This is a genomic window from Alicycliphilus sp. T452, assembly GCF_054512775.1.
Map to the genome: position 1 here is coordinate 55,455 of NZ_JBTNEH010000007.1, position 24,372 is coordinate 79,826.

At 69.8% G+C, this 24,372-nt stretch carries 22 protein-coding genes; 15 read left to right on the forward strand and 7 right to left on the reverse strand.

The features are described 5' to 3' along the window. Nucleotides 1-7: 7 nt before the first annotated feature. Nucleotides 8-1,192 carry a CaiB/BaiF CoA transferase family protein gene (locus ACX12L_RS08200; RefSeq protein WP_459262184.1) on the reverse strand — a complete coding sequence of 395 codons (1,185 nt, stop codon included), beginning with the start codon at nt 1,190-1,192 and terminating at the stop codon, nt 8-10. 177 nt (nt 1,193-1,369) lie between these two features. On the opposite strand from ACX12L_RS08200, the gene ACX12L_RS08205 reads away from it, so the two are divergent. Beyond that, entirely contained in the window at nt 1,370-2,293 is a 924-nt protein-coding gene (locus ACX12L_RS08205; RefSeq protein WP_459262185.1) for a LysR family transcriptional regulator, read from the forward strand. A gap of 14 nt (nt 2,294-2,307) precedes the next feature. Here the strand turns inward: ACX12L_RS08205 and ACX12L_RS08210 are convergent, their stop codons facing one another. From ACX12L_RS08210 to ACX12L_RS08230, 5 genes are all read right to left on the reverse strand, one after another. Further along, nucleotides 2,308-3,516, reverse strand: a complete 1,209-nt coding sequence (locus tag ACX12L_RS08210; protein ID WP_459262186.1) for an acetyl-CoA C-acetyltransferase — start codon at nt 3,514-3,516, stop codon at nt 2,308-2,310. A 66-nt stretch (nt 3,517-3,582) separates the two neighbouring features. Then, a complete protein-coding gene (locus tag ACX12L_RS08215) occupies nt 3,583-4,869 on the reverse strand; it encodes an acetyl-CoA hydrolase/transferase family protein (protein WP_459262187.1) in 1,287 nt (428 codons plus the stop codon). Continuing rightward, complete coding sequence (locus ACX12L_RS08220) at nt 4,866-5,663, reverse strand: enoyl-CoA hydratase/isomerase family protein (protein WP_459262188.1); 798 nt, start codon at nt 5,661-5,663, stop codon at nt 4,866-4,868. The genes ACX12L_RS08215 and ACX12L_RS08220 overlap by 4 nt, the downstream gene beginning before the upstream one ends. A gap of 50 nt (nt 5,664-5,713) precedes the next feature. Continuing rightward, nucleotides 5,714-6,604, reverse strand: a complete 891-nt coding sequence (locus ACX12L_RS08225) for a MaoC/PaaZ C-terminal domain-containing protein (RefSeq protein WP_459262189.1) — start codon at nt 6,602-6,604, stop codon at nt 5,714-5,716. A 163-nt stretch (nt 6,605-6,767) separates the two neighbouring features. Then, entirely contained in the window at nt 6,768-7,685 is a 918-nt protein-coding gene (locus tag ACX12L_RS08230) for an SDR family NAD(P)-dependent oxidoreductase (protein WP_459262190.1), read from the reverse strand. A gap of 183 nt (nt 7,686-7,868) precedes the next feature. On the opposite strand from ACX12L_RS08230, the gene ACX12L_RS08235 reads away from it, so the two are divergent. The 7 genes from ACX12L_RS08235 to ACX12L_RS08265 all read left to right on the forward strand — a co-directional run bounded on the left by ACX12L_RS08235 (nt 7,869) and on the right by ACX12L_RS08265 (nt 16,156). Next, a complete protein-coding gene (locus ACX12L_RS08235) occupies nt 7,869-8,762 on the forward strand; it encodes an HTD2 family dehydratase (protein WP_459262191.1) in 894 nt (297 codons plus the stop codon). 73 nt (nt 8,763-8,835) lie between these two features. Next, entirely contained in the window at nt 8,836-10,002 is a 1,167-nt protein-coding gene (locus tag ACX12L_RS08240; RefSeq protein ID WP_459262192.1) for an acyl-CoA dehydrogenase family protein, read from the forward strand. Between the two features lie 169 nt (nt 10,003-10,171). Further along, nucleotides 10,172-11,362: a CaiB/BaiF CoA transferase family protein gene (locus ACX12L_RS08245; RefSeq protein WP_459262193.1), complete on the forward strand. Its 1,191-nt coding sequence runs from the start codon at nt 10,172-10,174 to the stop codon at nt 11,360-11,362. Between the two features lie 74 nt (nt 11,363-11,436). Next, nucleotides 11,437-12,810 carry an MmgE/PrpD family protein gene (locus tag ACX12L_RS08250; RefSeq protein WP_459262194.1) on the forward strand — a complete coding sequence of 458 codons (1,374 nt, stop codon included), beginning with the start codon at nt 11,437-11,439 and terminating at the stop codon, nt 12,808-12,810. Nucleotides 12,811-12,881: 71 nt separating this feature from the next. Next, the gene (locus ACX12L_RS08255; RefSeq protein ID WP_459262195.1) at nt 12,882-13,877 is read left to right on the forward strand and encodes a tripartite tricarboxylate transporter substrate binding protein BugD; all 996 of its coding nucleotides are present in this window, start codon (nt 12,882-12,884) and stop codon (nt 13,875-13,877) included. 118 nt (nt 13,878-13,995) lie between these two features. After that, the gene (locus tag ACX12L_RS08260) at nt 13,996-14,859 is read left to right on the forward strand and encodes an HpcH/HpaI aldolase/citrate lyase family protein (protein ID WP_459262196.1); all 864 of its coding nucleotides are present in this window, start codon (nt 13,996-13,998) and stop codon (nt 14,857-14,859) included. Nucleotides 14,860-14,968: 109 nt separating this feature from the next. Further along, nucleotides 14,969-16,156 carry an MFS transporter gene (locus tag ACX12L_RS08265; RefSeq protein ID WP_459262316.1) on the forward strand — a complete coding sequence of 396 codons (1,188 nt, stop codon included), beginning with the start codon at nt 14,969-14,971 and terminating at the stop codon, nt 16,154-16,156. Nucleotides 16,157-16,175: 19 nt separating this feature from the next. On the opposite strand, the gene ACX12L_RS08270 is transcribed toward ACX12L_RS08265, so the two are convergent. Then, complete coding sequence (locus ACX12L_RS08270; protein WP_459262197.1) at nt 16,176-16,961, reverse strand: IclR family transcriptional regulator domain-containing protein; 786 nt, start codon at nt 16,959-16,961, stop codon at nt 16,176-16,178. 187 nt (nt 16,962-17,148) lie between these two features. On the opposite strand from ACX12L_RS08270, the gene ACX12L_RS08275 reads away from it, so the two are divergent. Genes ACX12L_RS08275 through ACX12L_RS08305 form a run of 7 tightly spaced genes read left to right on the forward strand, consistent with a single transcriptional unit; the run spans nt 17,149 to nt 24,355 of the window. Next, complete coding sequence (locus ACX12L_RS08275) at nt 17,149-18,132, forward strand: Bug family tripartite tricarboxylate transporter substrate binding protein (RefSeq protein ID WP_459262198.1); 984 nt, start codon at nt 17,149-17,151, stop codon at nt 18,130-18,132. A 25-nt stretch (nt 18,133-18,157) separates the two neighbouring features. Continuing rightward, the gene (locus ACX12L_RS08280) at nt 18,158-19,081 is read left to right on the forward strand and encodes an SDR family oxidoreductase (RefSeq protein WP_459262199.1); all 924 of its coding nucleotides are present in this window, start codon (nt 18,158-18,160) and stop codon (nt 19,079-19,081) included. Between the two features lie 17 nt (nt 19,082-19,098). After that, complete coding sequence (locus ACX12L_RS08285) at nt 19,099-20,034, forward strand: MaoC/PaaZ C-terminal domain-containing protein (RefSeq protein WP_459262200.1); 936 nt, start codon at nt 19,099-19,101, stop codon at nt 20,032-20,034. Further along, nucleotides 20,021-21,562, forward strand: coding sequence for an AMP-binding protein (locus ACX12L_RS08290; RefSeq protein WP_459262201.1), 1,542 nt, complete (start codon nt 20,021-20,023; stop codon nt 21,560-21,562). Before ACX12L_RS08285 ends, ACX12L_RS08290 begins: the two co-directional genes overlap by 14 nt. 34 nt (nt 21,563-21,596) lie before the next feature. After that, complete coding sequence (locus ACX12L_RS08295) at nt 21,597-22,754, forward strand: acyl-CoA dehydrogenase family protein (RefSeq protein ID WP_459262202.1); 1,158 nt, start codon at nt 21,597-21,599, stop codon at nt 22,752-22,754. 22 nt (nt 22,755-22,776) lie between these two features. Next, complete coding sequence (locus ACX12L_RS08300) at nt 22,777-23,937, forward strand: acetyl-CoA acetyltransferase (protein WP_459262203.1); 1,161 nt, start codon at nt 22,777-22,779, stop codon at nt 23,935-23,937. 1 nt (nt 23,938) lies between these two features. After that, nucleotides 23,939-24,355 (forward strand): Zn-ribbon domain-containing OB-fold protein, encoded by a 417-nt coding sequence (locus ACX12L_RS08305; RefSeq protein ID WP_013517073.1) that lies wholly within the window; start codon nt 23,939-23,941, stop codon nt 24,353-24,355. Nucleotides 24,356-24,372 lie beyond the last annotated feature (17 nt).

Genomic DNA, 24,372 nt, shown 5'->3' on the forward strand with positions numbered 1-24,372 from the left:
CTCCGGTTCAAACCGCGACGACCTGCTGCGCGACAAGCGCAGCGATTTCCTGTGCAGCCAGGCCAAGGCCGTGCAGGATGGCCCGGCTGTGCTCGCCTATGCGCGGCGCCGGCTGCGCGGCGCCCGCATGGCAGGCCCACGGCGCCGCGGCCCACAGCAGCGGCCCGAAGCCCGGCTGCTCGATGGTCTGGAACGTGTGCAAATGCCTGGCCTGCGGATGCTCCACCACGCCCCTGCCTTCCCGGACACGGGCGTGCAGCACCTGGTGCTGCCCGAGCAGCACCTCCAGCTGCGCCAGCGATTGGGGCGCGACCTTTCGGGACAGCTCGGCATGCAGCAGCGCCTTGTGCTCCAGGCGCAGCGCGTTGCTGGCAAAACGCGGGTCGGTTTCCCAGTGCCGCAGGTCGAAGGCCTTGCAGATCCTCAGGAACTGCTCGTTGTTCAAGGCCAGTATGGTCAGCTTGCCGTCCGCGGCGTCGAATATCCCGTTGGGCGCGCTGACGGGCTGCCGGGCGGCCTGCGCGCCGGCCAGCTCCTCGGAAAAGACCGTGGACTGCAGCGCGCAGCAGACGTTGAACAGGCTGATCTGCACGTGGCTGCCCTCCGCGGTACGGGTCCTGTGCAGCAGCGCCGCGGTGCATGCCTGCGCCGCGTACACGCCGGCGGCTATGTCGGCCAGCAGCAGGCCTATGCGCTGCGGCGTCCCGCCGGCATCCCGGTTGGTGTGCATCAGGCCCGAGTCCGCCTGCATGACGGAATCGGTGGCCGGATGGTCCGCGAACGGCCCGTCCGGCCCGTAGCCGCTGATGGACACGTACACGGGCCCGAGGCCGCGCGCCCGCAGGCTTTCGTAGTCCAGGCCCAGGCGCTCCACGACCTGGGGGCGGAAGTTCTGCACGATGACGTCGGCCCGTTCCGCCAACCGCAGGATCACCGCCCTGCCTTCCGGGCGCCTGGCATCGATGGCCAAGCTTTGCTTGCCGCTGTTGTAGGTGCTGGAAATGGTGCTGTGCCCTTCGCTGGCGACGCCGACGTGGCGCCCCCAGTCGCCCTGGGGCGGCTCGACCTTGATCACCCTCGCGCCCTGGCCAGCCAGCAACTGCGCGCAGTAAGGGCCTGCCACACCCTGGCTCAGATCCAGCACGGTGAATCCCTGCAGCGGCATGAGCCCCTGGACCGGCGTCGTATCCACTCATCGTCTCCTTCGCCGGGAAGGCCGCGGCGCTGGCCGCCGCCTGCCCTTCCCGGTCGTCATGTTCGCAGGCATGGTAGGCGGCGCAGCCAATGCTGGGAATCCGCAAAAAATAGCCAGTGATGTTGATTCGTGCTCAACAATCAGCGCATCGAACGAACGGCCCGGGGAGGCTGCATGGATCTGAATCTGGTGCGCATGTTCATCGCGATCGCGGAGTCCAGGAATCTCACCGACGCCGCAGGGCGATCGGGCATGACGCGCTCCAACGTCTCGCGCCGCCTCAAGGCGCTGGAGAGGGAATACGGTGCGCAGCTGCTGCGCCGCACGACGAAGCACGTGGAGCTGACCCAGGCCGGGCGCATCCTTTACGGGCACTGCCAGCAGGCCATGAACGAGCTGCAGGATGCGCAGCGCAAGATCGAGCAGATGCACCGCACCGTGAGTGGCGAGATACGGGTGCGCATCCCCACCGGGCTAGGGCACTTCTACCTCAAGCCCTTGATCCTGGAATTCTGCAAAAGCCACCCGGAACTCCAGCTGCGCCTGGTCATCAACGACCAGATCCACGACCTGGTGGCGTCCAAGGTCGATCTGGCGATCCACATCACTTCCGCACCCCTGAACGACCATGTCGCGACCAAGGTGTGCGACATCCGCTGGTGTCTGGTCTGTACGCCGCAGTACCTGCAACAGCACGCACTGCACATGGACCAGCCCGCGGACCTGAAGCAAGCCAGGCTGATTGCGCCCTTGACGCTGGGCCAGCGGATGGAATTCACTGGCCCGGGCGGCTCGGGCAAGGTACTGGTGCAGCACGGCGCATCTATCCAATCGGGCGACTACCAGTTCCTGTTCAACGCGGCATCGCAAGGCCTGGGCATCGCCTTGCTGCCCAGCTACGCCGTATGCGAAGCGCTCAAGCGCGGCGATCTGGTGCGGGTGCTGCAGAACCATGAAGTCGCCGGCGTCGGCAATGCGCTGTACGTCGTGCGAGCGTCCAATCGCCAGCCCTCCGCCGCCACCCTGGCTTTCATAGACCTGCTCACCACGTCCATCCGCGCCATGGCGCGGCACTGGGATCTGCACGATGCGCCATGACCGGGCGCATCAGGTCACACGCGCTCGAACACCGCAGCGATGCCCTGCCCGCCGCCGATGCACATGGTCTCCAGGCCGTAGCGGCCCTGGCGGCGCTGCAGCTCGTGCAGCAGCGTGGCCAGGACGCGCACGCCGGTGGCGCCGATGGGGTGGCCCAGCGAGATGCCCGAGCCGTTGACGTTGAGCTTTTCCTCGATGGCGCCCTGGTCCTGCCAGTCCCAGCCCTTGAGCACGGCCAGCACCTGGCAGGCGAAGGCTTCGTTGAGCTCCACCAGGTCCATGTCGTCGATCCTGAGGTTCAAGCGCGCCAGCAGCTTCTTGACGGCCGGCACCGGGCCTATGCCCATGTGCGAGGGCTCGCAGCCCGCGGCGGCCCAGCCCACCAGCGTGGCCATGGGGGTCAGGTTCAGCTCGGCCAGCTTGTCCTCGGCCACGATCAGGCAGGCGGCCGACGCATCGTTCTGCTGGCTGGCGTTGCCGGCCGTGACGGTGCCGCTGGGCATCAGCACGCGCAGCTTGGCCAGGGTGTCCAGCGTGAGGTCGGGGCGAAAGCCTTCGTCGCGGGCGAATGCCACCGGCTCGCCCTTGCGCTGGGGCACCGGCACGGGGACCACCTCGTCGGCAAAGCGCCCCGCGGCCCAGGCGGCGGCAGCCTTCTGGTGGCTGCGCAGGGCGTAGGCGTCGGCCTGCTCGCGGGTGATGTGGTAGTCGCGCGCCAGGTTCTCGGCGGTTTCGATCATTCCGGAGATCTTGCCGAAGCGCTCCACGGGCTGCGAGCGCTCGCGGCCGCGGTCCAGCCGGTCGTAGAAGCGCACGTTGCCCGAGCGCGCGCCCCAGCGCATGTCGGTGCTGTAGTACTCGATGTTGCTCATGCTCTCCACGCCGCCGGCGATGACCACGTCGGCCGCGCCGCTTTGCACCATCATGGCCGCCGTGACGATGGCCTGCAGGCCGCCGCCGCAGCGCCGGTCCAGCTGCATGCCGGGCACGCTGACCGGCAGCCCGGCCTGCAGCGCGGCCCAGCGGCCGACGCAGGGCACCTCGCTGCTGGCGTAGGACTGGGCCATGACCACGTCGTCGATGCGCTCCGGGTCGATCCCGCTTCTCGTGACGACGGCGCGCACGGTGGTGGCGGCCAGTTCCTCGACGGACACGGGGCGCAGGCTGCCGCCGAAGGTGCCGACGGGGGTGCGAAGGGGGGTGACGATGGCGGCTCTGCGCATGGTGGATCTCCTTGAAATTTGAATGAAATGGGCCTGTAGCGCTTATCTTTAAAGCACCTATAGCTATTACTTTTGATTGAACACAGCGCCACAGCGGCGGAGCAGTTCGTGGGCCTGGCGCTCCAGGTCCTCGCGGTGTTCGGGCGCGGCGATGTCGATGAGCCGGCGCACGCGGCGCGACAGCGGCTGGCCGCGCAGGTCGGCCACGCCGTGCTCGGTGACGACCAGCCCCGCGTCGCTGCGCGGCGTGCTCACGGGGCCGGAGAGTTGCGCCACGATGCGCGTGGCGCCCCGGGCCGTGGCGGGCAGTGCCATGATGGGCAGGCCGCCCCGGCTCCTCGCCGCGCCGCGCAGGAAGTCCACCGCGCCGCCCACGCCGCCCACGTAGGCGCCGCCCGCCACCTCGGCATTCACCTGCCCGGTCAGGTCCACCTCGATGGCGGCGTTGATGGCCACGAGCTGGTTCAGGCTCGCCAGCACCTCGGGGTCGTGCGTGTAGTCGGTGCCGCGCAGGGCAAGCTGCGGGTTGCGGTGCGCCCAGCGGCGCAGGCGCTCGGTGCCCATGAGGATGCCCGCGATGCCCACGCCCGCGTCGCGCCCCTTGCGCGCGTTGGTCAGCACGCCCGCCTCGGCCAGGGCCACGATGCCGTCGCCCGCCGCGCCCGTGTGCAGGCCCAGGTCGCGCCGGCCGTGCAGGGCGGAGAGCACGGCCTCGGGCAGTTTGCCGATGCCCACCTGCAGCGTGGCGCCGTCCTGGATCTGGCTGGCGATGTGGCGCGCGATGGTCTGTTCCACCGGGCCGGGCTCGGCGCGCTCGGCGTCCAGCGGCGGGTGTTCGGCATCGACGAGCAGCGCGAAGTCGCCGGCCCGCAGGTGCACGCTGCCGTGCGTCCAGGGGATGGCGGGGTTGACCTCGCCGATCACCACGCGTGCCTTCTCCAGCGCGGCGGTGAGGTATTCATGCACCAGGCCCAGGCTGTGGCGGCCCTGCGCGTCGGGTGGCGAGACCTGCAGCAGCACCACGTCGGCCGGCAGCACACCCGCGCGGATCAGGCCCGGCAGGTGCGAGTAGTGGCTGGGCAGCGCGTCCAGCACGCCGGCCTGGGCCAGCGCCCGGTGCGTGCCGCCCGCGATGTAGCCGAAGAAGTCGATGGCGTCGGCCTGCTCGGGGCGCAGCGTGTCGGAGTTGCCGATGCCCACGAACACGCGCATGCGCCCGCCCTGCGCGAGCGCATGGCGGTGCTGCACGACAGCGCGCGTGAGCGTGAGCGGCTCGGCCGTGGCCTGGCCCCACCACAGCGTGTCGCCGGGGCGGATCAGCGCCTGCAGTTGCTGCGCCAGTGCAGCGCTCATGCCGGCCGGTCCCAGTCGAAGCGCAGCGGCTCTTTGGCCTTGAAGCGCCGCACCGCATCCTGGTGGTAGGGCGAGCCGCGGCACATGGACTGGGCGTAAGACTCCATTTCGGCGATGGTGCGCGCGTCGCTCTCGAACGACTGGTTCATGATGGTCTTGGCCATGCCGATGGCGGCCGTGGAGGCCAGGCCGAAGCGCTGCGCCAGCGCCTGGGCCGCCTGCTGCAGCGCGGCGCCGTCGGCCACGATGTCGTAGACGATGCCGAGCTGCCTGGCCTCGTCGGCATCGACGGTGCGGGCGCTGAAGACCAGCTCCTTGGCCTTTTGCAGGCCGACGATGCGCGGCAGCAGGTGCAGGGCGCCCAGGTCGGGCACCAGGCCGATGCGGCCGAACACGGCGCAGAACTTGGCGCGGCGCGTGGCCAGGATGAAGTCGGCCGCCAGCGCCAGGCTCAGGCCGGCGCCGAAGGCCGGGCCATCGACGGCGGCGATCACGGGCTTTTCCAGGTTCACGAGTTCGGGAAACCACTGGTGCAGCTCGCGCATGCCGGCGCGAAAGCTCAGGCCGGTGCGGCTGGCGTCGAGCATGGCCGAGATGTCGCCGCCCGAGCAGAACGCGCCGCCCGCGCCGGTGAGGATCACGGCATGGACCTGCGGGTCGTCGCGCATCTGCGCGATGGCAGCGGCCAGGGCCGGGCGCATGTCCATGCTGAGCGCGTTGCGCGCCTCGGGGCGGTTCAGGGTGATGGTGCCGACGCCATCCTGCACGGCGGTCAACACGGGGGATGCGGTCATGGTGACTCCTTGTGTTTTCTCCCTCGCCCCCTTGGGGGAGAGGGTGCGCTTCAGGCCAGCTCGGCGTAGCCGTGGCTCAGCACCACCTTGTCGCGCTCCACGGCACGGGCGCGCAGCTGCAGCTGGCCCGGCTGGCCGGGCACGCGCCAGATCTCGGTGGCCAGGGTCTCGCCGGGGTAGACCGGCGCGGCGAAGCGGATGTCCAGCGCCTTCAGGCGCGCGGGGTTGCGGTCGCCGCACTGGCGCAGCACCGCATGCGCCAGCAGGCCGTAGCTGGCCAGGCCGTGCAGGATGGGGCGCTCGAAGCCGGCCTTGCGCGCCACCTCGGGGTCTGCGTGCAGCGGGTTGTAGTCGCCCATCAGGCGGTACAGCAGCGCCGCCTCGGGGCGTATGGCCTGGGTGTCGGTGAAGTCGGGCGCGCGGTCCTGGGGCGTGGGCTGCAGCGCGGGCAGCGGCGCATCGCTGGGCTGGCCGCCATTCTGGCTGTAGCCGCCGTCGCCGCGCAGGAAGGTCACCTGCTGCAGCGTGGCCAGCAGTTCGCCGGCCTGGGTCTCCAGCAGCCGCTCGGTCACCAGGATGGCGCCCTTGTCCTCGCCCTTGTCGATCAGGTGGGTGATGCGGCTCTTGCCCACCACGGCGCAGTCGGCGGGCAGCGGCCGGTGCCAGCGCACGCGCTGCTCGCCGTGCAGCAGCTTCACCCAGTCGATGCCCGTGTCCGGCTCGCGCGCCCAGAAGCCTGGGTAGCCCAGCACCACGGCCTGCGTGGGCAGGGCGCGCAGGCCGCCGGGCAGGCCCTCGTAGACGAAGGGCAGTGCGGCGGCGTCCAGCGGGTCGTTGCCCAGCCCCAGGCTGAGCGCGTAGAGCATGGTGTCGCGCTCGGTGTAGTGCTGCTGCACGGGCGCGAACGCCCGGTTCTTCAGGTGGTGGTAATCAATGGCCATCTCGTTCCTTCATGTCGCCGTGCGTCGCACGCACTGCATAAAACTGGCGCGCCCCAAGCCAGCGGCCGCCCCGCCGCGCTGGCGGCGTCCCCCTTCCCGCAGCGCGCAGCGATGCGAGAGAAGGAGGGAAGCGGCGCAAGCCGCTCAGGGGGTTGCCCCTTGGTTACACCGGATCCCAGCTGAAAACGTCGCCCGAGCGCTCCATGGGCACGAAGCTGGCCTTGAGCGCCGGCATGCCGTGCTCGGCGATGAACTCGGGCGTCCAGCCCTCGCTGCGGTGCACCGAGCGCAGGGGGCGCGGCTGGCTCATCAGGAAGATCTCGTTGTTGCGCACGGCGAACACCTGGGCGTTCACGTCGCGGGCCTGGTCGGACAGCAGGTACACGGCCAGCGGCGCGATCTTGTTGGGCGTCATCTGCTGGATCTTGGCCACGCGCGCCTGCTGCTCGGGCGTGTCGGTGGGGATGGAGCCGATCATGCGGCTCCAGGCGAAGGGGGCGATGCAGTTGGAGCGCACGTTGAATTTCTGCATGTCCAGCGCGATGGACTTGGACAGCGCCACCAGCCCCAGCTTGGCGGCGCTGTAGTTGGCCTGGCCGAAGTTGCCGATCAGGCCCGAGGTGGAGGTCATGTGCACGAAGGCGCCGCTCTCCTGCTCCTTGAAGTGGTTGGCGGCCGCGCGCGCCATGTAGTAACTGCCGTACAGGTGCACCTTGAGCACCGCGTCCCACTCGTCCAGGCTCATCTTGTGGAAGAAGCGGTCGCGCAGGATGCCGGCGTTGTTGACCACGCCGTCGATGCGGCCGAAATGATCGAGCGCGCACTGCACGATACGGCCGGCCGCCGCGGCGTCGGCCACGCTGTCCATGTTGGCCACGGCCTGGCCGCCGGCGGCGCGGATTTCCTCGACCACCTTCTGCGCGGGGCCGGCGTCCGTGCCCTCGCCGGTGGTGGAGGTGCCGATGTCGTTCACCACCACCTTGGCACCCGCCGCCGCCAGGGCCAGCGCCATGTCGCGCCCGATGCCGCCGCCGGCCCCGGTTACCACCACCACCTTGTCCTGCACCATCTTTTGCGCCATTTCCGTCATCCTTGGTTTGCGTTATCGAGAAGCGCCCGAGCATGAACGCAAAGGCGCGGCGGCGCCATTCGGCAATCCCGAGGCCGGGCTTTGGCTGCATGAAAGCAGCCCCGGGGGACTTCATGGGCACCAAAGACACGCTTTCACAAACGTGGATTGCGCGCCCGCACGCCAGCCCCGACGATGGCGGCCATGACAGACATCACCCTGGACCCCGCCGCCCTGGCCCACCTGCAGACCTGGCAGGGCAGGAGCGAGACCCTGAGCGACAGCTTCACGGCCGTGCCCGTGGCCGCGCTGTCGGCCACGCTGGACCGCGACGACCCGGCGCCCGCCATGGGCACCGTGGTGCCGCCGCTGTGGCACTGGCTGTACTTCCTGCCGCATGCGCGCGCCAGCGAGATCGGGCCCGATGGGCATCCGAAGCGCGGCGGCTTCCTGCCGCCCGTGCCGCTGCCGCGGCGCATGTGGGCCGGCGGGCGCCTGCGCTGGGAGCCGGCCAACCCGCTGTGCGTGGGCCAGCAGGTGCAGCGCCGCTCGACGATCCAGTCGGTCAAGCACAAGGCCGGCCGCTCGGGCGAGCTGCTGTTCGTGCTGGTGGAGCACCAGTACCACAACGCCCGCGGCCTGGCGCTGACCGAGGAGCACGACATCGTCTACCGCTCCGCAGCGCAACCCGGCGATGCCGCGCCGCCGCCGCAAAAGCCGCCGCTGGCCGGCCAGCAGGCCTGGTCGCGCAGCGTCACGGCCGATGCGGTGATGCTGTTCCGCTACTCGGCGCTGACCTTCAACGGCCACCGCATCCACTACGACCGCCCGTACGTGACCGAGGTCGAGGGCTACCCCGGCCTGATCGTGCACGGCCCGCTGATCGCCACGCTGCTGCTGGACCTGCTGCGCCGCCAGCTACCCGATGCGCAGGTGGCGTCCTTCGACTTCCGCGCCGTGCGCCCCACCTTCGACCTGCACCCCTTCAGCGTGCACGGCAAGCCCTCCGCCGACGGCAAGACCATCGAGCTGTGGGCCCAGGACCACGAAGGCTGGCTGACCATGCAGGGCACGGCCACCCTGGCCTGAAACGCTATTAAAAAAATAGCTTCCAGCGCTTGATGGACGGGCGCTGGAGGCCGAAAACCTTTGAAAGACCACCATGATCGAACACACCGGCTCCAACAACCACCACGAGATCCGCGACGCGATCCGCGCGCTGTGCGCCGAATTCCCCGACGAGTACTTCCGCAAGGTGGACGAGAGCAGGGCCTACCCGGAACAGTTCGTCGACGCCCTCACCAAGGCCGGCTGGATGGCCGCGCTGATCCCGCACGAGTACGGCGGCTCGGGCCTGGGCCTGACCGAGGCCAGCGTGATCATGGAGGAGATCAACCGCTGCGGCGGCAACTCCGGCGCCTGCCACGGCCAGATGTACAACATGGGCACGCTGCTGCGCCACGGCTCGACGGCGCAGAAGGAGAAGTACCTGCCAAAGATAGCCTCCGGCGAATGGCGCCTGCAATCCATGGGCGTGACCGAGCCCACCACCGGCACCGACACCACCAAGATCAAGACCAGCGCCGTCAAGAAAGACGGCCGCTACGTGGTCAACGGCCAGAAGGTCTGGATCAGCCGCGTGCAGCACAGCGACTGGATGATCCTGCTGGCGCGCACCACGCCGCTGGCCGAGGTGAAGAAGAAGAGCGAGGGCATGTCCATCTTCATGGTGGACCTGGCCGAGGCGCAGAAGAAGGGATTGACCGTGCGCCCCATCCCCAACATGGTCAACCACGAGACCAACGAGCTGTTCTTCGAGGACCTGGAGATCCCCGAGGAGAACCTGATCGGCGAGGAGGGCAAGGGCTTCAAGTACATCCTGGACGGCCTGAACGCCGAGCGCACGCTGATCGCCGCCGAGTGCATCGGCGACGGCTACTGGTTCCTGGACCGCGTGACCAAGTACGTGAAGGACCGCAACGTGTTCGGCCGCCCCATCGGCCAGAACCAGGGCGTTCAGTTCCCGATCGCCGACGCCTTCATCGAGGTCGAGGCCGCCAACCTCATGCGCTGGAAGGCCTGCGAGCTGTTCGACAAGCACGAGCCCATGGGCGCCCAGGCCAACATGGCCAAGTACCTGGCGGCCAAGGCGAGCTGGGAGGCGGCCAATGCCTGCCTGCAGTTCCACGGCGGCTTCGGCTTCGCCTGCGAATACGACGTGGAGCGCAAGTTCCGCGAGACGCGCCTGTACCAGGTGGCGCCCATTTCCACCAACCTGATCTACTCCTTCGTGGCCGAGCACATCCTGGGCCTGCCGCGCTCGTTCTGACGTGGAACAACCCCCTGAGCGGCTGCGCCGCCTCCCCCTTCTCTCGCGCTTCGCGCGGGAAGGGGGACGACGCCAGCGCGGTGGGGCGGCCCTTGCGCGGCGTCTGCTGGCTTGGGTTGCGCCAGTTGCAAGCGCCGTTCACCGAGCCAATCCAGGGAATGACTGATTCATGACCAAAACCATCCGCCCCCTCGACGGCATCACCGTCATATCGCTGGAACACGCCGTCGCCGCCCCCTTCTGCACGCGCCAGCTCGCCGACCTGGGCGCACGCGTCATCAAGGTGGAGCGCCCCGGCAGCGGCGACTTCGCGCGCGGCTACGACCAGCGCGTCAAGGGCCAGTCCTCCCACTTCACCTGGATCAACCGCAGCAAGGAAAGCCTGGCGCTGGACGTCAAGCAGCCCCAGGCCAAGGCCGCGCTGATGCAGCTGCTCAAGACCGCCGACGTGCTGGTGCAGAACCTGGCGCCCGGCGCCGCCGCGCGCATGGGGCTGTCCTACGAGGCATTGAAAGAGCACAACCCGCGCCTGATCGTCTGCGACATCAGCGGCTACGGCGCCGACGGCCCGTACCGCGACAAGAAGGCCTACGACCTGCTGATCCAGAGCGAGGCGGGCTTCCTGTCCGTCACCGGCACGCCCGAGACGCCCTCCAAGTCCGGCATCTCGGTGGCCGACATCGCCGCCGGCATGTATGCCTACAGCAACATCCTGTCGGCCCTGCTGCTGCGCGGCAGGACCGGCGAGGGCAGCCACATCGACGTATCCATGCTCGAAGCCATGGGCGAGTGGATGGGCTACCCGATGTACTACGCCTTCGACGGCGCGCCGCCGCCGCCGCGCACCGGCGCCAGCCACGCCAGCATCTACCCCTACGGACCATTCACGGCCGGCGACGGGGGCACGGTGATGCTGGGCCTGCAGAACGAACGCGAGTGGAAGACCTTCTGCGACGCCGTGCTGCAGCGCCCCGAGGTGGCCACCGACGCGCGCTTCTGTTCCAACGCCCAGCGCAACCAGCACCGCGCCGAACTGCAGGCGCTGATCCTCGAAGTCTTCTCCCGCCTCAGCGCCGCCCAGGTGGTCGAGCGCCTGGACGCGGCGGCAATAGCCAACGCGCGCGTCAACGGCATGGCTCAGCTATGGGCGCACCCGCAGCTGCAGGCACGCCAGCGCTGGCGCAGCGTGGGCACGCCCGCGGGCGAAGTGCCGGCGCTGCTGCCGCCGGGCGTGAACAGCGCGTTCGACTACCGCATGGATGCCGTGCCCGCCGTGGGCCAGCACAACGCCGCCATCCTGGCCGCGCTGGGCTGGACGGCCGGGCAAATCGACGCGCTGCAGGCGCCGCAGGCCATTTGAGCGACGAGCGGCATACCTGCGATTCACAAAATTAATAGCTGCAAGCGCTTGACCCGCCTGCGATGGAGCCCTCAATGAAGCAAGAAACCCACGTCAGCATCCACCCCCTGGCCCAATTCGCCGCCCAGCTCCAATGGAGCGACGTGCCCGCCGCCGTGCAAGACCGCACCGTGGACCTGTGGGTGGACTGGTTCGGCTCGGTGCTGGCCGGCTGCAAGGCGCGGCCCGTGGCCAGCATCACGCGCTTCGCGCTGTCGCAGGGCCCGGCGCAGGGCCCCAGCGAGGTGATCGGCCATGGCGCCAGCAGCTCGCCCATGATGGCGGCGCTGGCCAACGCCGCGGCCTCGCACTTTGCCGAGCAGGACGACGTGCACAACGGCTCGGTGTTCCACCCGGCGGCCGTGGTGTTTCCGCCGGCCCTGGCCGTCGCGCAGCAGATCGGCGCCAGCGGCGCCGACCTCATGGCCGCCTGCGTGGCGGGCTACGAGGTGGGCATCCGCGTGGGCGAGTTCCTGGGCCGCAGCCACTACAAGGTCTTCCACACCACGGCCACGGCAGGCACGCTGGCCGCCGCCGCCGCCGTGGGGCGCCTGCTGGAATTGACGCCCGCGCAGATGCAGCACGCCTTCGGCTCGGCCGGCACGCAGTCGGCAGGGCTGTGGGAGTTCCTGCGCACCGCCGCCGACAGCAAGCAGCTGCACACGGCGCACGCCGCCGCCGCCGGCCTGATGGCCGCCCACCTGGCCAGGGACGGCTTCACCGGCGCGCAGGACATCTTCACCGGGCCGCAGGGCATGGCCGCCGGCATGTCCACCGATGCCAACCCCGCCAGGCTCACCGACGGCCTGGGCACCCGCTGGGCCACGGCCGAGACCAGCTTCAAGTGGCATGCCTCGTGCCGCCACACGCACCCGGCAGCCGACGCGCTGCAGCAGGTCATGCGCGAGCACGGCCTCACGCCCGCCGACATCGCCCAGGTGACCTGCCACGTGCACCAGGGCGCCATCGACGTGCTGGGGCCGGTGGTCTCGCCCACCACGGTGCACCAGAGCAAGTTCTCCATGGGCACGGTGCTGGCATTGGCCGCGCATTTTGGCCATGCGGGTTTGACCGAATTCGACGCGCAGTTCCTGGCCCCGGACACTGTCGCCCTGCGCGAGAAGGTGCGCATGGAGCTGGACGCCGAGGTGGACGCCGCCTACCCGCAGCGCTGGATCGGCAAGGTCACCGTGCAGACCACGGACGGCCGCACCCTGCAGGGCCGCGTGGACGAGCCCAAGGGCGACCCCGGCAACACCCTCTCGCGCGAGGAGATCACCGCCAAGGCCCTGCGCCTGGCCGCCTATGGCGGCGCCGCAAGCGCTGCCCAGGCCACGGGCGCCGTCGCGTCCCTGTGGCAGGTGGCGCAGTGGCCGCGGGTGGGCGGCCTGCTGGCCGCCGGCGCGTGACTTCGGCACCGCCGGTTTTCATTTCCAACCAAGAAGTCGCATCCGCGTCCATGACCCTGGAGACAACAAGCATGAAGCCTTCCACCTTCACCACCCGCCGCGCCATTGCCGGCGCCTGCGCCCTGCTGGCCCTGGGCCTGGCCGGCGCCGCCCGGGCTGCCTGGCCCGACAAGCCCGTCACCCTGGTCGTGCCCTACAGCGCCGGCGGCCCCACCGACGTGGTGGCGCGCCTGCTGGCCGTGCCCATGGGCCATTCGCTCGGGCAGACGGTGGTGGTGGAGAACACCGTGGGCGCGGGCGGCACCATCGCGCCCGCCCGCGTGGCCAAGGCGAAGAACGACGGCTACACCATCCTGATCCACCACATGGGCATGGCCACGGCGCCGGCGCTGTACAAGAAGCTGCCCTACGACCCGCTCAAGGACTTCGAGTACATCGGCCAGGTGCTGGACGTGCCCATGACCCTGCTCTCGCGCAAGGACTTCCCCGCCAACACCTTCCCCGAGCTGCTGGACTACGTGAAGAAGAACCAGGACAAGGTGACGCTCGCCAACGCCGGCACCGGCGCCGTCTCGCAGCTGTGCGGCATGCTGTTCATGCACCAGGCCGGCGTGAAGCTCACCACCGTGCCCTACAAGGGCGCGGGCCCGGCCATGAACGACCTGATGGGCGGCCAGGTGGACCTGCTGTGCGACCAGACCACGCAGACCGCCCCCGTGATCCAGGACGGCAAGCGCGCCAAGGTGTTCGGCGTGACCACGCCCAAGCGCCTGTCGTCCATGCCGGGCATCCCCACGCTCGACGAGCAGGGCTTCAAGGGCTTCGACGTGAAGGTGTGGCACGGCATGTACGCTCCCAAGGGCACGCCCAAGGAGGTGATCGAGCAGCTCACCAAGGCGCTCAACGTGGCGATCAAGGACGATAACGTGAAGAAGCGCATCGCCGAGCTGAGCTCCGACCTCGTCTCGCCCGACAAGGCCACGCCCGAGGGACTGCGCAAGCACCTGGAAGCCGAGGTCGCGCGCTGGGACAAGGTCATCAAGGCCGCCGGCGTGAGCGCCGACTGACCCGCTTCCCGCCCCGGACCCGCCCCGGACCCGCCCCGCGCGGGCCCGGGACCGGACGCACCCATGATCGCCGCCTCGACCACCACCTCGCCCCCATACGCCTGACCGCCTCCCCGCCATGACCGATCCCGTGCGCAACGCCTGCTCCTTCCTGTTCGTACCCGCCACCCAGCCCGAGCGGCTGCCCAAGGCCCTGGCCAGCGGCGCCGACATGGTGATCGCCGACTGGGAGGACGCCGTGGCGCCTGCCGACAAGGAACGCGCGCGCCGCGCCCTGGCCGAGGCCGTGGCCGCGCTCGACGGCGCGCAGCGCGCGCGCCTGCTGGTGCGCATCAACGCCGAGGGCACGCCCTGGTTCGCCGCCGACCTGCAGGCCCTGGCGCAGCTCATGGCGCAGGGCCTGGCCGGCGCCGTGGTGCCCAAGGCCGAGAGCGCGCAGACCCTGCAGGCCGTGGCCCGGGCCGCGGGGCCGCAAGCCGCGCTGCTGGCGCTGGTGGAGTCCGTGGCCGGGCTGCATGCCGTGGACGCGCTGGCGGCGGCGCCTCAGGTGGCGCGGCTGGCCTTCGGCCATCTGGACTTCCAGGTGGACGCCGGCATGGCCTGCGGCGCGGACGAAGCCGAGCTGCTGCCCATGCGCATGGCCGTGGTCCTGGCCGCGCGCCGCGCCGGCATGGCCGCGCCGCTGGACGGCGTGACCGTGGACACGCGCAACCCCGAGCGCATGGCCGGCGACGCCGAGCGCGCGCGGCGCATGGGCTTCGGCGGCAAGCTGTGCATCCACCCGGCGCAAGTGCCGGTGCTGCACGCCGCCTTCGCCCCCGGCGAGGCCGCCGTGGCCCATGCGCGCCGCGTGCAGCAGGCCCTGCAGGAGGCCGGCGGCGGCGTCTGCGTGCTCGACGGCCGCATGGTGGACGCGCCCGTGCTGGCGCAGGCGCGGCAGACCCTGGAGCGCCACGCGCACGCGCAGCGGCGCAGCACCTGAATCCGCACGTCCGCACGCGCCCGCCGGCCCCGGCCGGCGCGTGCCACAATTTCCCGTGACCGTTCCCGCTTCGACCTCCACCCACTCCCGTGCGCAACCGCTGTGGGTCATGCTGCTGGCCCTGCTGTCGGGCTTCGCGCTGAGCCAGTCCTACCGCACCATCACCGCCATCGTGGCCCAGGGTCTGCAGGCGGACTTCGGCCTGTCGGCGCAATCGCTGGGCGCATTCGCCGGCCTGTTCGGCCTGTCGTTCGGCGTGGCGCAGCTGCTCATGGGCATCGCCCTCGATCGCTACGGCCTGCGCGCCGTGGTGCTGGCCTCGGCGCCGCTGTCGATCGCCGGCGCCACGCTGTCGGCCCTGGCGCCCAGCCATGGCTGGCTCATGGCGGGGCAGTTGCTGATAGGAGTGGGCTGCTCGCCCGCCTTTCTGGCCTGCACGCTGTTCATCGCGCGGCATTTCCCGGCGGAACGCTTCGCATTTTTCTCGGGCCTGAGCCTGGGCGTGGGCGGCCTGGGCCTGCTGTTCACGGGCACGCCCATGGCCTGGGTGGTGCAGCACTGGGGCTGGCGCGCGGGCTTTGGCCTGCTGGCCGTGTTGAGCGCGCTGTCGTGGCTGCTGATCCTGGCACTGGTGCACGAGCCGACGCAGCCCGGCGCGCAGCCGCGCGCGCAGGAAAGCTGGGGCCAGGCCCTGCGCGGCTTCGCGGCCCTGTTCGCCGTGCCGCACACCTGGGGCATCCTGGCGCTGGGCATGTCGTCCTACGCCGCCTTTCTGTCGCTGCGCGGCCTGTGGCTGGGGCCGCTGCTCATCGAGCGCCATGGCTTCTCGCTGGTGGACACGGGCAACGTGGCCCTGGTGCTGTCCTTCATCGCGCTGTTCACGCCCGGCGCATTCGGCCGCGTGGACCCCGGCCCCGTACGGCGCCGCGCCTGGGTGGCGAATGGCTCGCTGCTCATGGCGCTGCTGTTCGTGTCCATGGCCTTCATGCACCACGCCAGCGGGACCGTGGCCTTGATGATCGCCATGAGCCTGCTGTCGGGCTACAGCGTGCTGCAGTACACGGACGTGCGCACCTCCTACCCGCCGCAGCTCACCGGGCGCGCGCTGTCGCTGTTCACCATGGCCATGTTCCTGGGCGTGGCGCTCATGCAGGCGGCCACCGGCGCCGTGGCCGCCTGGGCGGCGGGCCGTGGCATCGAACCCTACCTCGCCGTGCTGCTGGCCATCGCCGGCTGGCTGGCGCTGGCCTCGCTGGCGTTCCGGGTGCTGCCGGCGTCGCCGCTGCTGCGGCGCTGATCGCCGGCGCGCGCGCAGGTCACAGCACCGGCGCCAGGAAGCTCGGCGCCAGGCCGGACAGCTGTTCGGCCGCGGCCCGCAGGGACGGCAATATCTCGCGCTGCGCGCGCGCGCGGTCGAAATCGGACGTCAGCAGACTCGCGCCCAAGGCCGCCACCACCTTGCGGCGCTCATCGTAGATGGGCAGCGACAGTCCGCTGACATGCGCGTCATATTCCCCCTCGACCCAGGCATGGCCCTGCTGGGCAATGCGCGCCAGCTCGTGGCGCAATTCGGCAGGGTCCGTCTGCGTCTGCCCGGTGAGCGGGCGCAACGGGGTCTGGCCGAAATACTGGTCCTGGTAGCCGGCATCCTGGTAGGCGAGCAGGACGCGGCCGGGCGCCGTGGCGTAGGCCGGCAGGCGGCTGCCCATTCCCAGATGCGGCGACATCACCTTGGCCGATGGAATGCGCAGCACGAACACTACCTCGTTGCCCTGCATGACCGCGACCGCGCAGGACTCGCGCAATTGCAGGCACACGGTCTCCAGCACGCGCTGCGCGTGCCCCCAGAAAGGCTGCGACGTCAGATAGGTCAGCCCCAGGCTGAGCACCTTGGGCGTGAGCCGGAAGCCCTTGTCCGGCGTCGGGCAGGCGTAGCCCAGTTCGCACAGCGTGAGCAGGATGCGCCGCGCCACGGTGCGCGGCAGCTCCGTGTCCTGCGCGACCGAGCTGACCGTGTGCGCGCCGGTGCGCCCCATTGCTTCGATCACGCGCAGGCCGCGCGCGAATGAGCGGACAAAGCCCTCACTGTCTGGAGTGGCCATGGTGGTGCTTCTTTCTATGACTCAAGGAGAGAGGGAGTTCACGGGATACGAACCCCTCAGGCTCTGAAAAACGGGGATTTTATGGTTGACATGGCAATTCTTTCGGCCTGTAATGACCGTTAGGCGATTTTATAAGTCCGCCTAGCGGACAAATCAAGCCGTAGTTCAACAAACAAGGAGACAAATCATGTGGAGCAGGATTTTTCGGATCGGCGCGCCGGTGGTTGCGGCCGTGTCGCTGGCCTTGCCGCTGTCCGCGCACAGCCAGGGTGAGGTTTTCAAGGCCGCCAAGCCCATGCACATCGTGGCGCCCAGTTCGCCCGGGGGCATCCTGGACCAGACCAGCCGGCTGGTGGCCAAGGCGCTCACCGACATCGTCGGCCAGCCGGTCATCGTCGACAACCACCCGGGCGCCGGCGGCACCATCGGCATCCAGACCATGCTGCGCGCCGAGCCCGACGGGCACACCCTGGTGATGGGCAGCCTGGGGCCCAATGCCGCCAACTACACGCTGCAGGACAAGCTGCCCTACACGGCCGCCGACATGACCGGGGTGATCCGCGTGCTGACCATGCCCGACGTGGTCGTGGTCAACCCCAAGCTGCCGGTGAAGAGCATCGCGGAGCTCAAGGCCTACGCGCAGAACAGCCCCAACGGCGTGTCGATGGCGGTGTCCACCAGCGGCTCGTCCGGGCACCTCGCGGGCGCGATGCTGAACCAGCGCGCGGGCATCAAGGCGGTCGAGGTGGTGTACCGCGGCGCATCGCCGGCACTCACCGACCTGGTCGGAGGGCAGGTGGACTACATGGTGGACAACCTGATCACCGCCCTGCCCCTCGTGCGCGCGGGCAAGCTGCGCGCCATCGCGGTGACGACGCGCGAGCGCAGCGCGGAGCTGCCCGACGTTCCCACGCTGATGGAGCTGGGCTACAAGGATTTCGACGTGTCGGTATGGCTGGGCCTGTTCGTGTCGTCCAAGACGCCGGCGGCCACGGTGCAGGCCCTGAACGCCGCGCTCAACAAGGCGCTGTCCGACCCCCAGGTGCAGAAAACCATAGCGCAGCAAGGCGGCTCGGCCACGGGCGGCAGCACCGAGGAATTCGCCCAATTCGTGCGCAATGAAACCACGCGCTGGGCCGAGGTGATCCGCGCCGGCAACATCAAGCCCTGAACCGCGGCGCACAGGAGGACCGAAGATGAATGCACAAGCACGCCCCATGGACGGGAAGGTGGTCGTGGTCACGGGGGCCGGCAATGGCATCGGCCGGGCCACCGCCCTGCTGCTGGCGGGCCAGGGCGCCAGCGTGGTGGTCAACGACCTGGGGGCCAGCGGCAGCGGCGAGGGCAGCGATGCCGGGCCGGCGCAAAAAGTGGTCGACGAGATCACGGCCGCGGGCGGCGTGGCCGTGGCCAACACCGACAGCGTGGCCACGCCCGAGGGCGCCAACGCCATCGTCCAGACGGCGATCACGCGTTTTGGCCGCATCGACGGCGTGGTGAACAACGCCGGCATCCTGCGCGACCGCATCTTCCACAAGATGAACCGCGAGGAATGGCAGGCCGTGATCGACGTGCACCTCAACGGCAGTTATTACGTCAGCCGCGCCGCGGCGCCGTATTTCAAGGACCAGGAAAGCGGCGCCTACGTGCACATGACGTCCACCTCGGGCCTGGTCGGCAACTTCGGCCAGGCCAACTACGCCGCAGCCAAGCTGGGGATCGCCGCGCTGTCCAAGTCGATCGCGCTGGACATGGCGCGCTTTCACGTGCGCTCCAACTGCATCGCGCCCTTCGCGTGGAGCCGCCTGATCGGCACCCTGCCCAGCGAGACCGAGGCCGAGAAGAAGCGCCTGGAGCGCATGCAGTCGATGAAGCCCGAGCAGGTGGCGCAGGTCGCGGCGTTCCTGCTCGGCGACGCGGCCCGGGACATCAGCGGGCAGATCTTCGCGGTGCGCGGCAACGAGGTCATGGTCATGAGCCAGCCGCGCCCGGTGGCGTCGGTGCACAGCGGCGAGGGCTGGGACGCGCAGTCGCTGGCCGGCCGCGCCATGCCCGCGCTGCGGCGCGCATTCACGCCGCTGGAGCGCTCGCCCGAGGTGTTCAACTGGGACCCCGTCTGACCGGGGGGAGCACATCCATGGCCATCGACTACGACACCCTGCGCCAGTGGCAGATCGCCGACCAGCGCGACCGCTACGGCGTGGATGACTGCATCCGCTACGCATTGAGCCTGGGCATGGGCGCCGACCCGCTCGACGAAGCCGACCTGCGCTACGTGCTGGAAGGCGAGAACATGTCCGTCATGCCCACGTGGCTGGCCTGCGTGGGCGCGCCCGGCGCCTGGGCGAGCGACCCCGGCACGGGCATCGACTGGATGCAGATCCTGCACGGCGAACACCGCATGCGCTTTCATGCGCCGCCGCCGCCCGAGGGCGAGGTGCTGAGCCAGACGCGCATCAGCCGCGTGGTGGACAAGGGGGCCGGCAAGGGCGCCCTCGTCGTGACCGAGCGCCGCGCCAGCAACGCCGCCACGGGCCAGCTATTGGCCACGGTGGAGCACGTGTCCTTCTGCCGCGCCGACGGCGGATTTTCCTCGCCCGCGCAGCCCGGCGACTGCGCGCCGCAGGCCCTGCCCGCGGTGCCCGAGCGCGAGCCCGATGCCACGATGGACATGGCAACGCTGCCCGGCGCCGCGTTGCTGTACCGCCTCAACGGCGACCGCAACCCCATCCACGCGCAGCCCGGCGCGGCCAGGGCGGCGGGGTTCGACCGGCCCATCCTGCACGGCCTGTGCACCTTCGGCATGGCCGCACGCGCCCTGGTGCGCATGGCCTGCGGCAGCGACCCCGCACGCCTGGCCAGCATTGCGGCGCGCTTTTCGGCGCCCGTGTTCCCGGGCGACACCCTGCAGGCACGCCTGTGGTTCGAGCGCAATGGCGATGCGGGCCAGGCGCGTTTCTCGGTCTGGGCCAAGGAGCGCGGCCGCATGGTGCTGAGCCACGGCGTGGCCGACATCCGCAAGCCCCTGGCCAGCGCCGGCACCGCACGAGGACAAGCCCATGTCACCGCTTGAGCAATGGGCGCGCGAGCGCCCCGAGGGCATCGCCTACCGCATGGTGCCCTCGGGCCATGCGGTGAGCTGGCGCGAACTGGAGCTGCGCTCGCGCAAGCTGTCCGCCGCCATGGTGCAGGCCGGCCTGCGCGCGGGCGACGGCATCGCGCTGATGCTGGAGAACCACCTGCGCTATTTCGAGATCCTCTGGGCCGCGCACCGCATCGGGCTGTACTACACGCCCATCAGCCGCCACCTGAAGACCGAGGAGATGAGCCACATCGTGCGCGACTGCGAAGCCAAGTGGCTGTTCTGCTCGGCCCGGACCGCGGGCGAGCTGGATGCGCAGGTGTTGCGCGGCCTGCCCGTCAGGCGCGTGATGCTGGATGGGCAGGCCGATGGCTTCGATGAATATGAGGCGCTGATCGCCGCATACGCCGACGACGTGGCCTTGCCCGAAACGCCTGAAGGCATGGACTTCTGCTACTCCTCGGGCACCACGGGCCTGCCCAAGGGCATCAAGCGCGCGCTGGCCGATGCGGGCAAGCACTTCGCCAGCAAGAGCGACCCCCGCACGCACTGGAAGGACTTCGACGCCCGCTCCGTCTACCTCTCGACCGCGCCCTTCTATCACACGGCCCCCGTGCGCTGGAACATGGCCGTGATGCGCGCGGGCGGCCACTGCGTGATGATGGAAAAGTTCGATGCCGAGCTGGCATTGCAGGTGATCGACCGGTTCAAGGTCACGCATGCGCAGTTCGTGCCGACGATGTTCATCCGCATGCTGCGCCTTCCCGACGACGTGAAGGCGCAATACGACCCGGGCAGCCTGCGCTATGCGGTCCACGCCGCTGCCCCGTGCCCGGCCACGGTCAAGCGCGCCATGATCGACTGGTGGGGCCCCATCCTGTACGAGTTCTACAGCGGCACCGAGCTGGTGGGCCGCACCTCGCTGGATTCGCACGAATGGCTGGCGCACCCCGGCTCCGTGGGCCGCGCCGAAGTCGGCCAGATACACATCGTGGACGAGGCCGGGCGCGAGCTGCCGCCGGGCGAGAACGGCGTCATCTACTTCTCGGGCGGCCCGCGCTTCGAATACCACAAGGATCCCGCGAAGACCCGTTCGGCCTACAACGATAAGGGCTGGGCCACCTATGGCGACATCGGCCACGTGGACGAGGAGGGGTATCTCTACCTGACCGACCGCCTGGCCAACACCATCGTCTCGGGCGGCGTGAACATCTACCCGCAGGAGGCTGAGAACGTGTTGCACGAGCACCCGGCCGTGCTCGACGTGGCCGTGGTCGGCGTGCCCGATGCCGAGTTCGGCGAAGCCGTGAAGGCCGTGGTGCAGCTGCAGCCGCCGCACCAGGCATCCCCCGCGCTGGCGGCCGAGCTCATCGCGTACTGCCGCGAGCGCATTTCGACCCTCAAATGCCCGCGCAGCGTGGATTTCGTGGACGCCCTGCCGCGCGCCGAATCGGGCAAGCTGCTCAAGCGCCTGGTGAAGGCACGGTACTGGGGCGGCGGCCGGGGCATCGCGCATTGAGGGCCCCCATGACGAATCCAACGAGAGAGCAGCCATGCCCATGACTTCCGTTTCCGAAACGCCGCGCCCCATGTTCGGCGCCGAGCACGCGCTGTACCGCGCCAGCGTGGCGCGCTTCATCGCCAACGAGATCACGCCGCACCACGCCGGGTGGGAGCGCGAAGGCCGGGTGCCGCGCCAGCTCTGGCGCGACGCGGGCGCGGCCGGGCTGCTGTGCCCCAGCATCGCCGACGAATACGGCGGCGGCGGAGGCGACTACCTCTACAGCGCCATCGTGGTGGAAGAAATCGCGCGCGCGCTGGCCACGGGCGTGACGGGTTTCACCACGCACTCCGAGAACGTGGCTCCGTACCTGCTCGAATTCGGCTCCGAGGTGCAGAAGCGCGAGTTCCTGCCCAAGATGGCCAGCGGCGAGGTCGTCGGCTCGCTGGCCATGACCGAGCCCGGCGCGGGCAGCGACCTGAAAGCCATCCGCACCACGGCCAAGGCCGTCGATGGCGGTTTCGAGATCACGGGCCAGAAGACCTTCATCACCAACGGCGCGCATGCCGACCGGGTGATCGTCTTCGCCAAGACCAGCCCGGAAGCGGGCGCGCGCGGCATCAGCCTGTTCTGGGTGGACACGAAGACCCCCGGCTTCGCCGTGGGCCGCGTGCTGGACAAGATCGGCCAGCTCGCGCAGGACACGGCCGAGCTGTTCTTCGACAAGGTGTTCGTGCCGCGCGACGCCTTGATCGGCGAGCCGAACGCGGGCTTCGGCTACGCCATGAGCGGGCTGGTCCGCGAGCGCCTGCTGATCGCGCTGCGCTGCGCGGTGGCGCTCGAAGTGGCGCTCGATTGGACGATCGACTACGTGAAGCAGCGCCAGGCCTTCGGCCATGCGCTGATCGACAACCAGTACATCCGCTTCCGCCTGGCCGACATCAAGACGCATGCCGCCGCCACGCGCGCGTTCGTGGACAGCTGCCTGGCGCAATACCTGCAAGGCCAGCTCACGGCCGACGGCGCGGCCATGGCCAAGCTGTGGGCCAGCGAGGCCACGCGCGCCATCGATGACCTGATGCAGTTCTTCGGCGGCAATGGCTACATGCGCGAGTACCCCATCGCCCGCGCGTATGCGGACGTGCGCCCCAACCGCATCTATGGCGGCTCGTCGGAAATCATGCGCGAAGTGATCGCGCGCGGCCTGTGAACTTTTCAAAGAGAGATTGCGCATGAATCCATCGCTGTCCAGATCCGTGGCCATCGTCGGCGTGGCCGAATCCGACCTGGGCAAGGTGCCCGGCAAATCGGCGCTCGAACTGCAGGCGCAGGCGGCCATGCGGGCGCTGGCCGACGCGGGCCTGAAGCTGGCCGACGTGGACGGCGTGTTCGCCCACACGGACGACCGCTTCTCCAGCCTGCAGGTGTCCGAGTTCCTGGGCCTGCGGCCGCGCTTCGTCGACTCGACCAACGTGGGGGGCATGTCCAACCTGCTGCACGTGCAGCGCGCCATGGCGGCCATCGCGGCCGGCATGTGCGAGGTGGCGCTCATCACCTACGGCAGCACGCAGCTGTCCGATGGCTCGCGCAAGGGCGGGGCCGTGGCGGCCGACGTGCCGCACACGCCGCGCGGCCAGTTCATCCTGCCCTATGGACACCTGAGCCCCATCGGCTACTACGCCATGGTGGCGCAGCTGCACATGCACCGCTATGGCACCACGCCCAGGGACCTGGCCGAGGTGGCCGTGGCCGCGCGGCGCTGGGCGCAGCTCAACCCCAAGGCCTACCGGCGCGAGCCCACCAGCATCGAGGAGGTGATGGCCTCGCCCCTGGTGGCCGAGCCGCTGCGCCAGCGCGACTGCTGCCTGGTGACGGACGGCGGCGGCGCCATGGTCGTGGTGTCCGCCGGGCGCGCCAGGGACCTGCGGCAAAAGCCCGTCTACGTGCTGGGCGCGGCCGAAACCCACGCGCACCACTACACGCCCTTCAACACCGGCGACTGGCTGGACACGGGGGTGGCCTCCACGGCCGAAGCCGCCTTGCGCATGACCGGCGTCACGCGCGCAGACATCGACGTGGTGCAGATCTACGACCATTTCACGATCGGCGTCATCCAGTCGCTCGAAGAGCTGGGCTTTTGCAAGCGCGGCGAGGGCGGCGCCTTCGTGGCCGATGGCGCGCTGGCGCCGGGCGGGCGCCTGCCCGTCAACACATCGGGCGGCGGGCTGTCGTATGGCCACCCGGGCATGTTCGGCATGTTCGTGGCCATCGAGGCTGTGCGCCAGCTGCGCGGCGAATGCGGCGAGCGCCAGCTGCCCAAGGCCGAGCTGGCGCTGTGCCACGCACCTGGCCTGGTCTTTTCCTGCAACACCACGATGATCCTGGGAGTCTGACATGAGCGAAGCACCCGCACGCCCCCTGCCGCAGCCCACGGACCTGACCCGTCCCTACTGGCAGGCCGCCGCACGTGGCGAGTTGCACATGCAGCACTGCGGCGCCTGCGGCCGCTGGCAGTTCTACCCGCGGCCGTTCTGCATCCATTGCGAAGCCGAGGCCTTGCAGTGGCGGCCCGTGGCGGGAACGGGCAAGGTCTACACCTATACCGTGAACCACCGCGCGCCCAATCCGTTCATGAAGGCGCGCCTGCCCTATGTGGTGGCGATGATCGAACTGGACGAAGGCCCGCGCCTGATGGCCAACGTGCTGGATGCGCGGCCCGGCGACATGGCCATAGGCCGGCGCGTCGAAGTGGCGTTCGAACGCGTGTCCGACGACATGGCGCTGCCGCAGTTCCGGCTGCTGGCCGAATAGCCTCCAGTCTCTCGCCG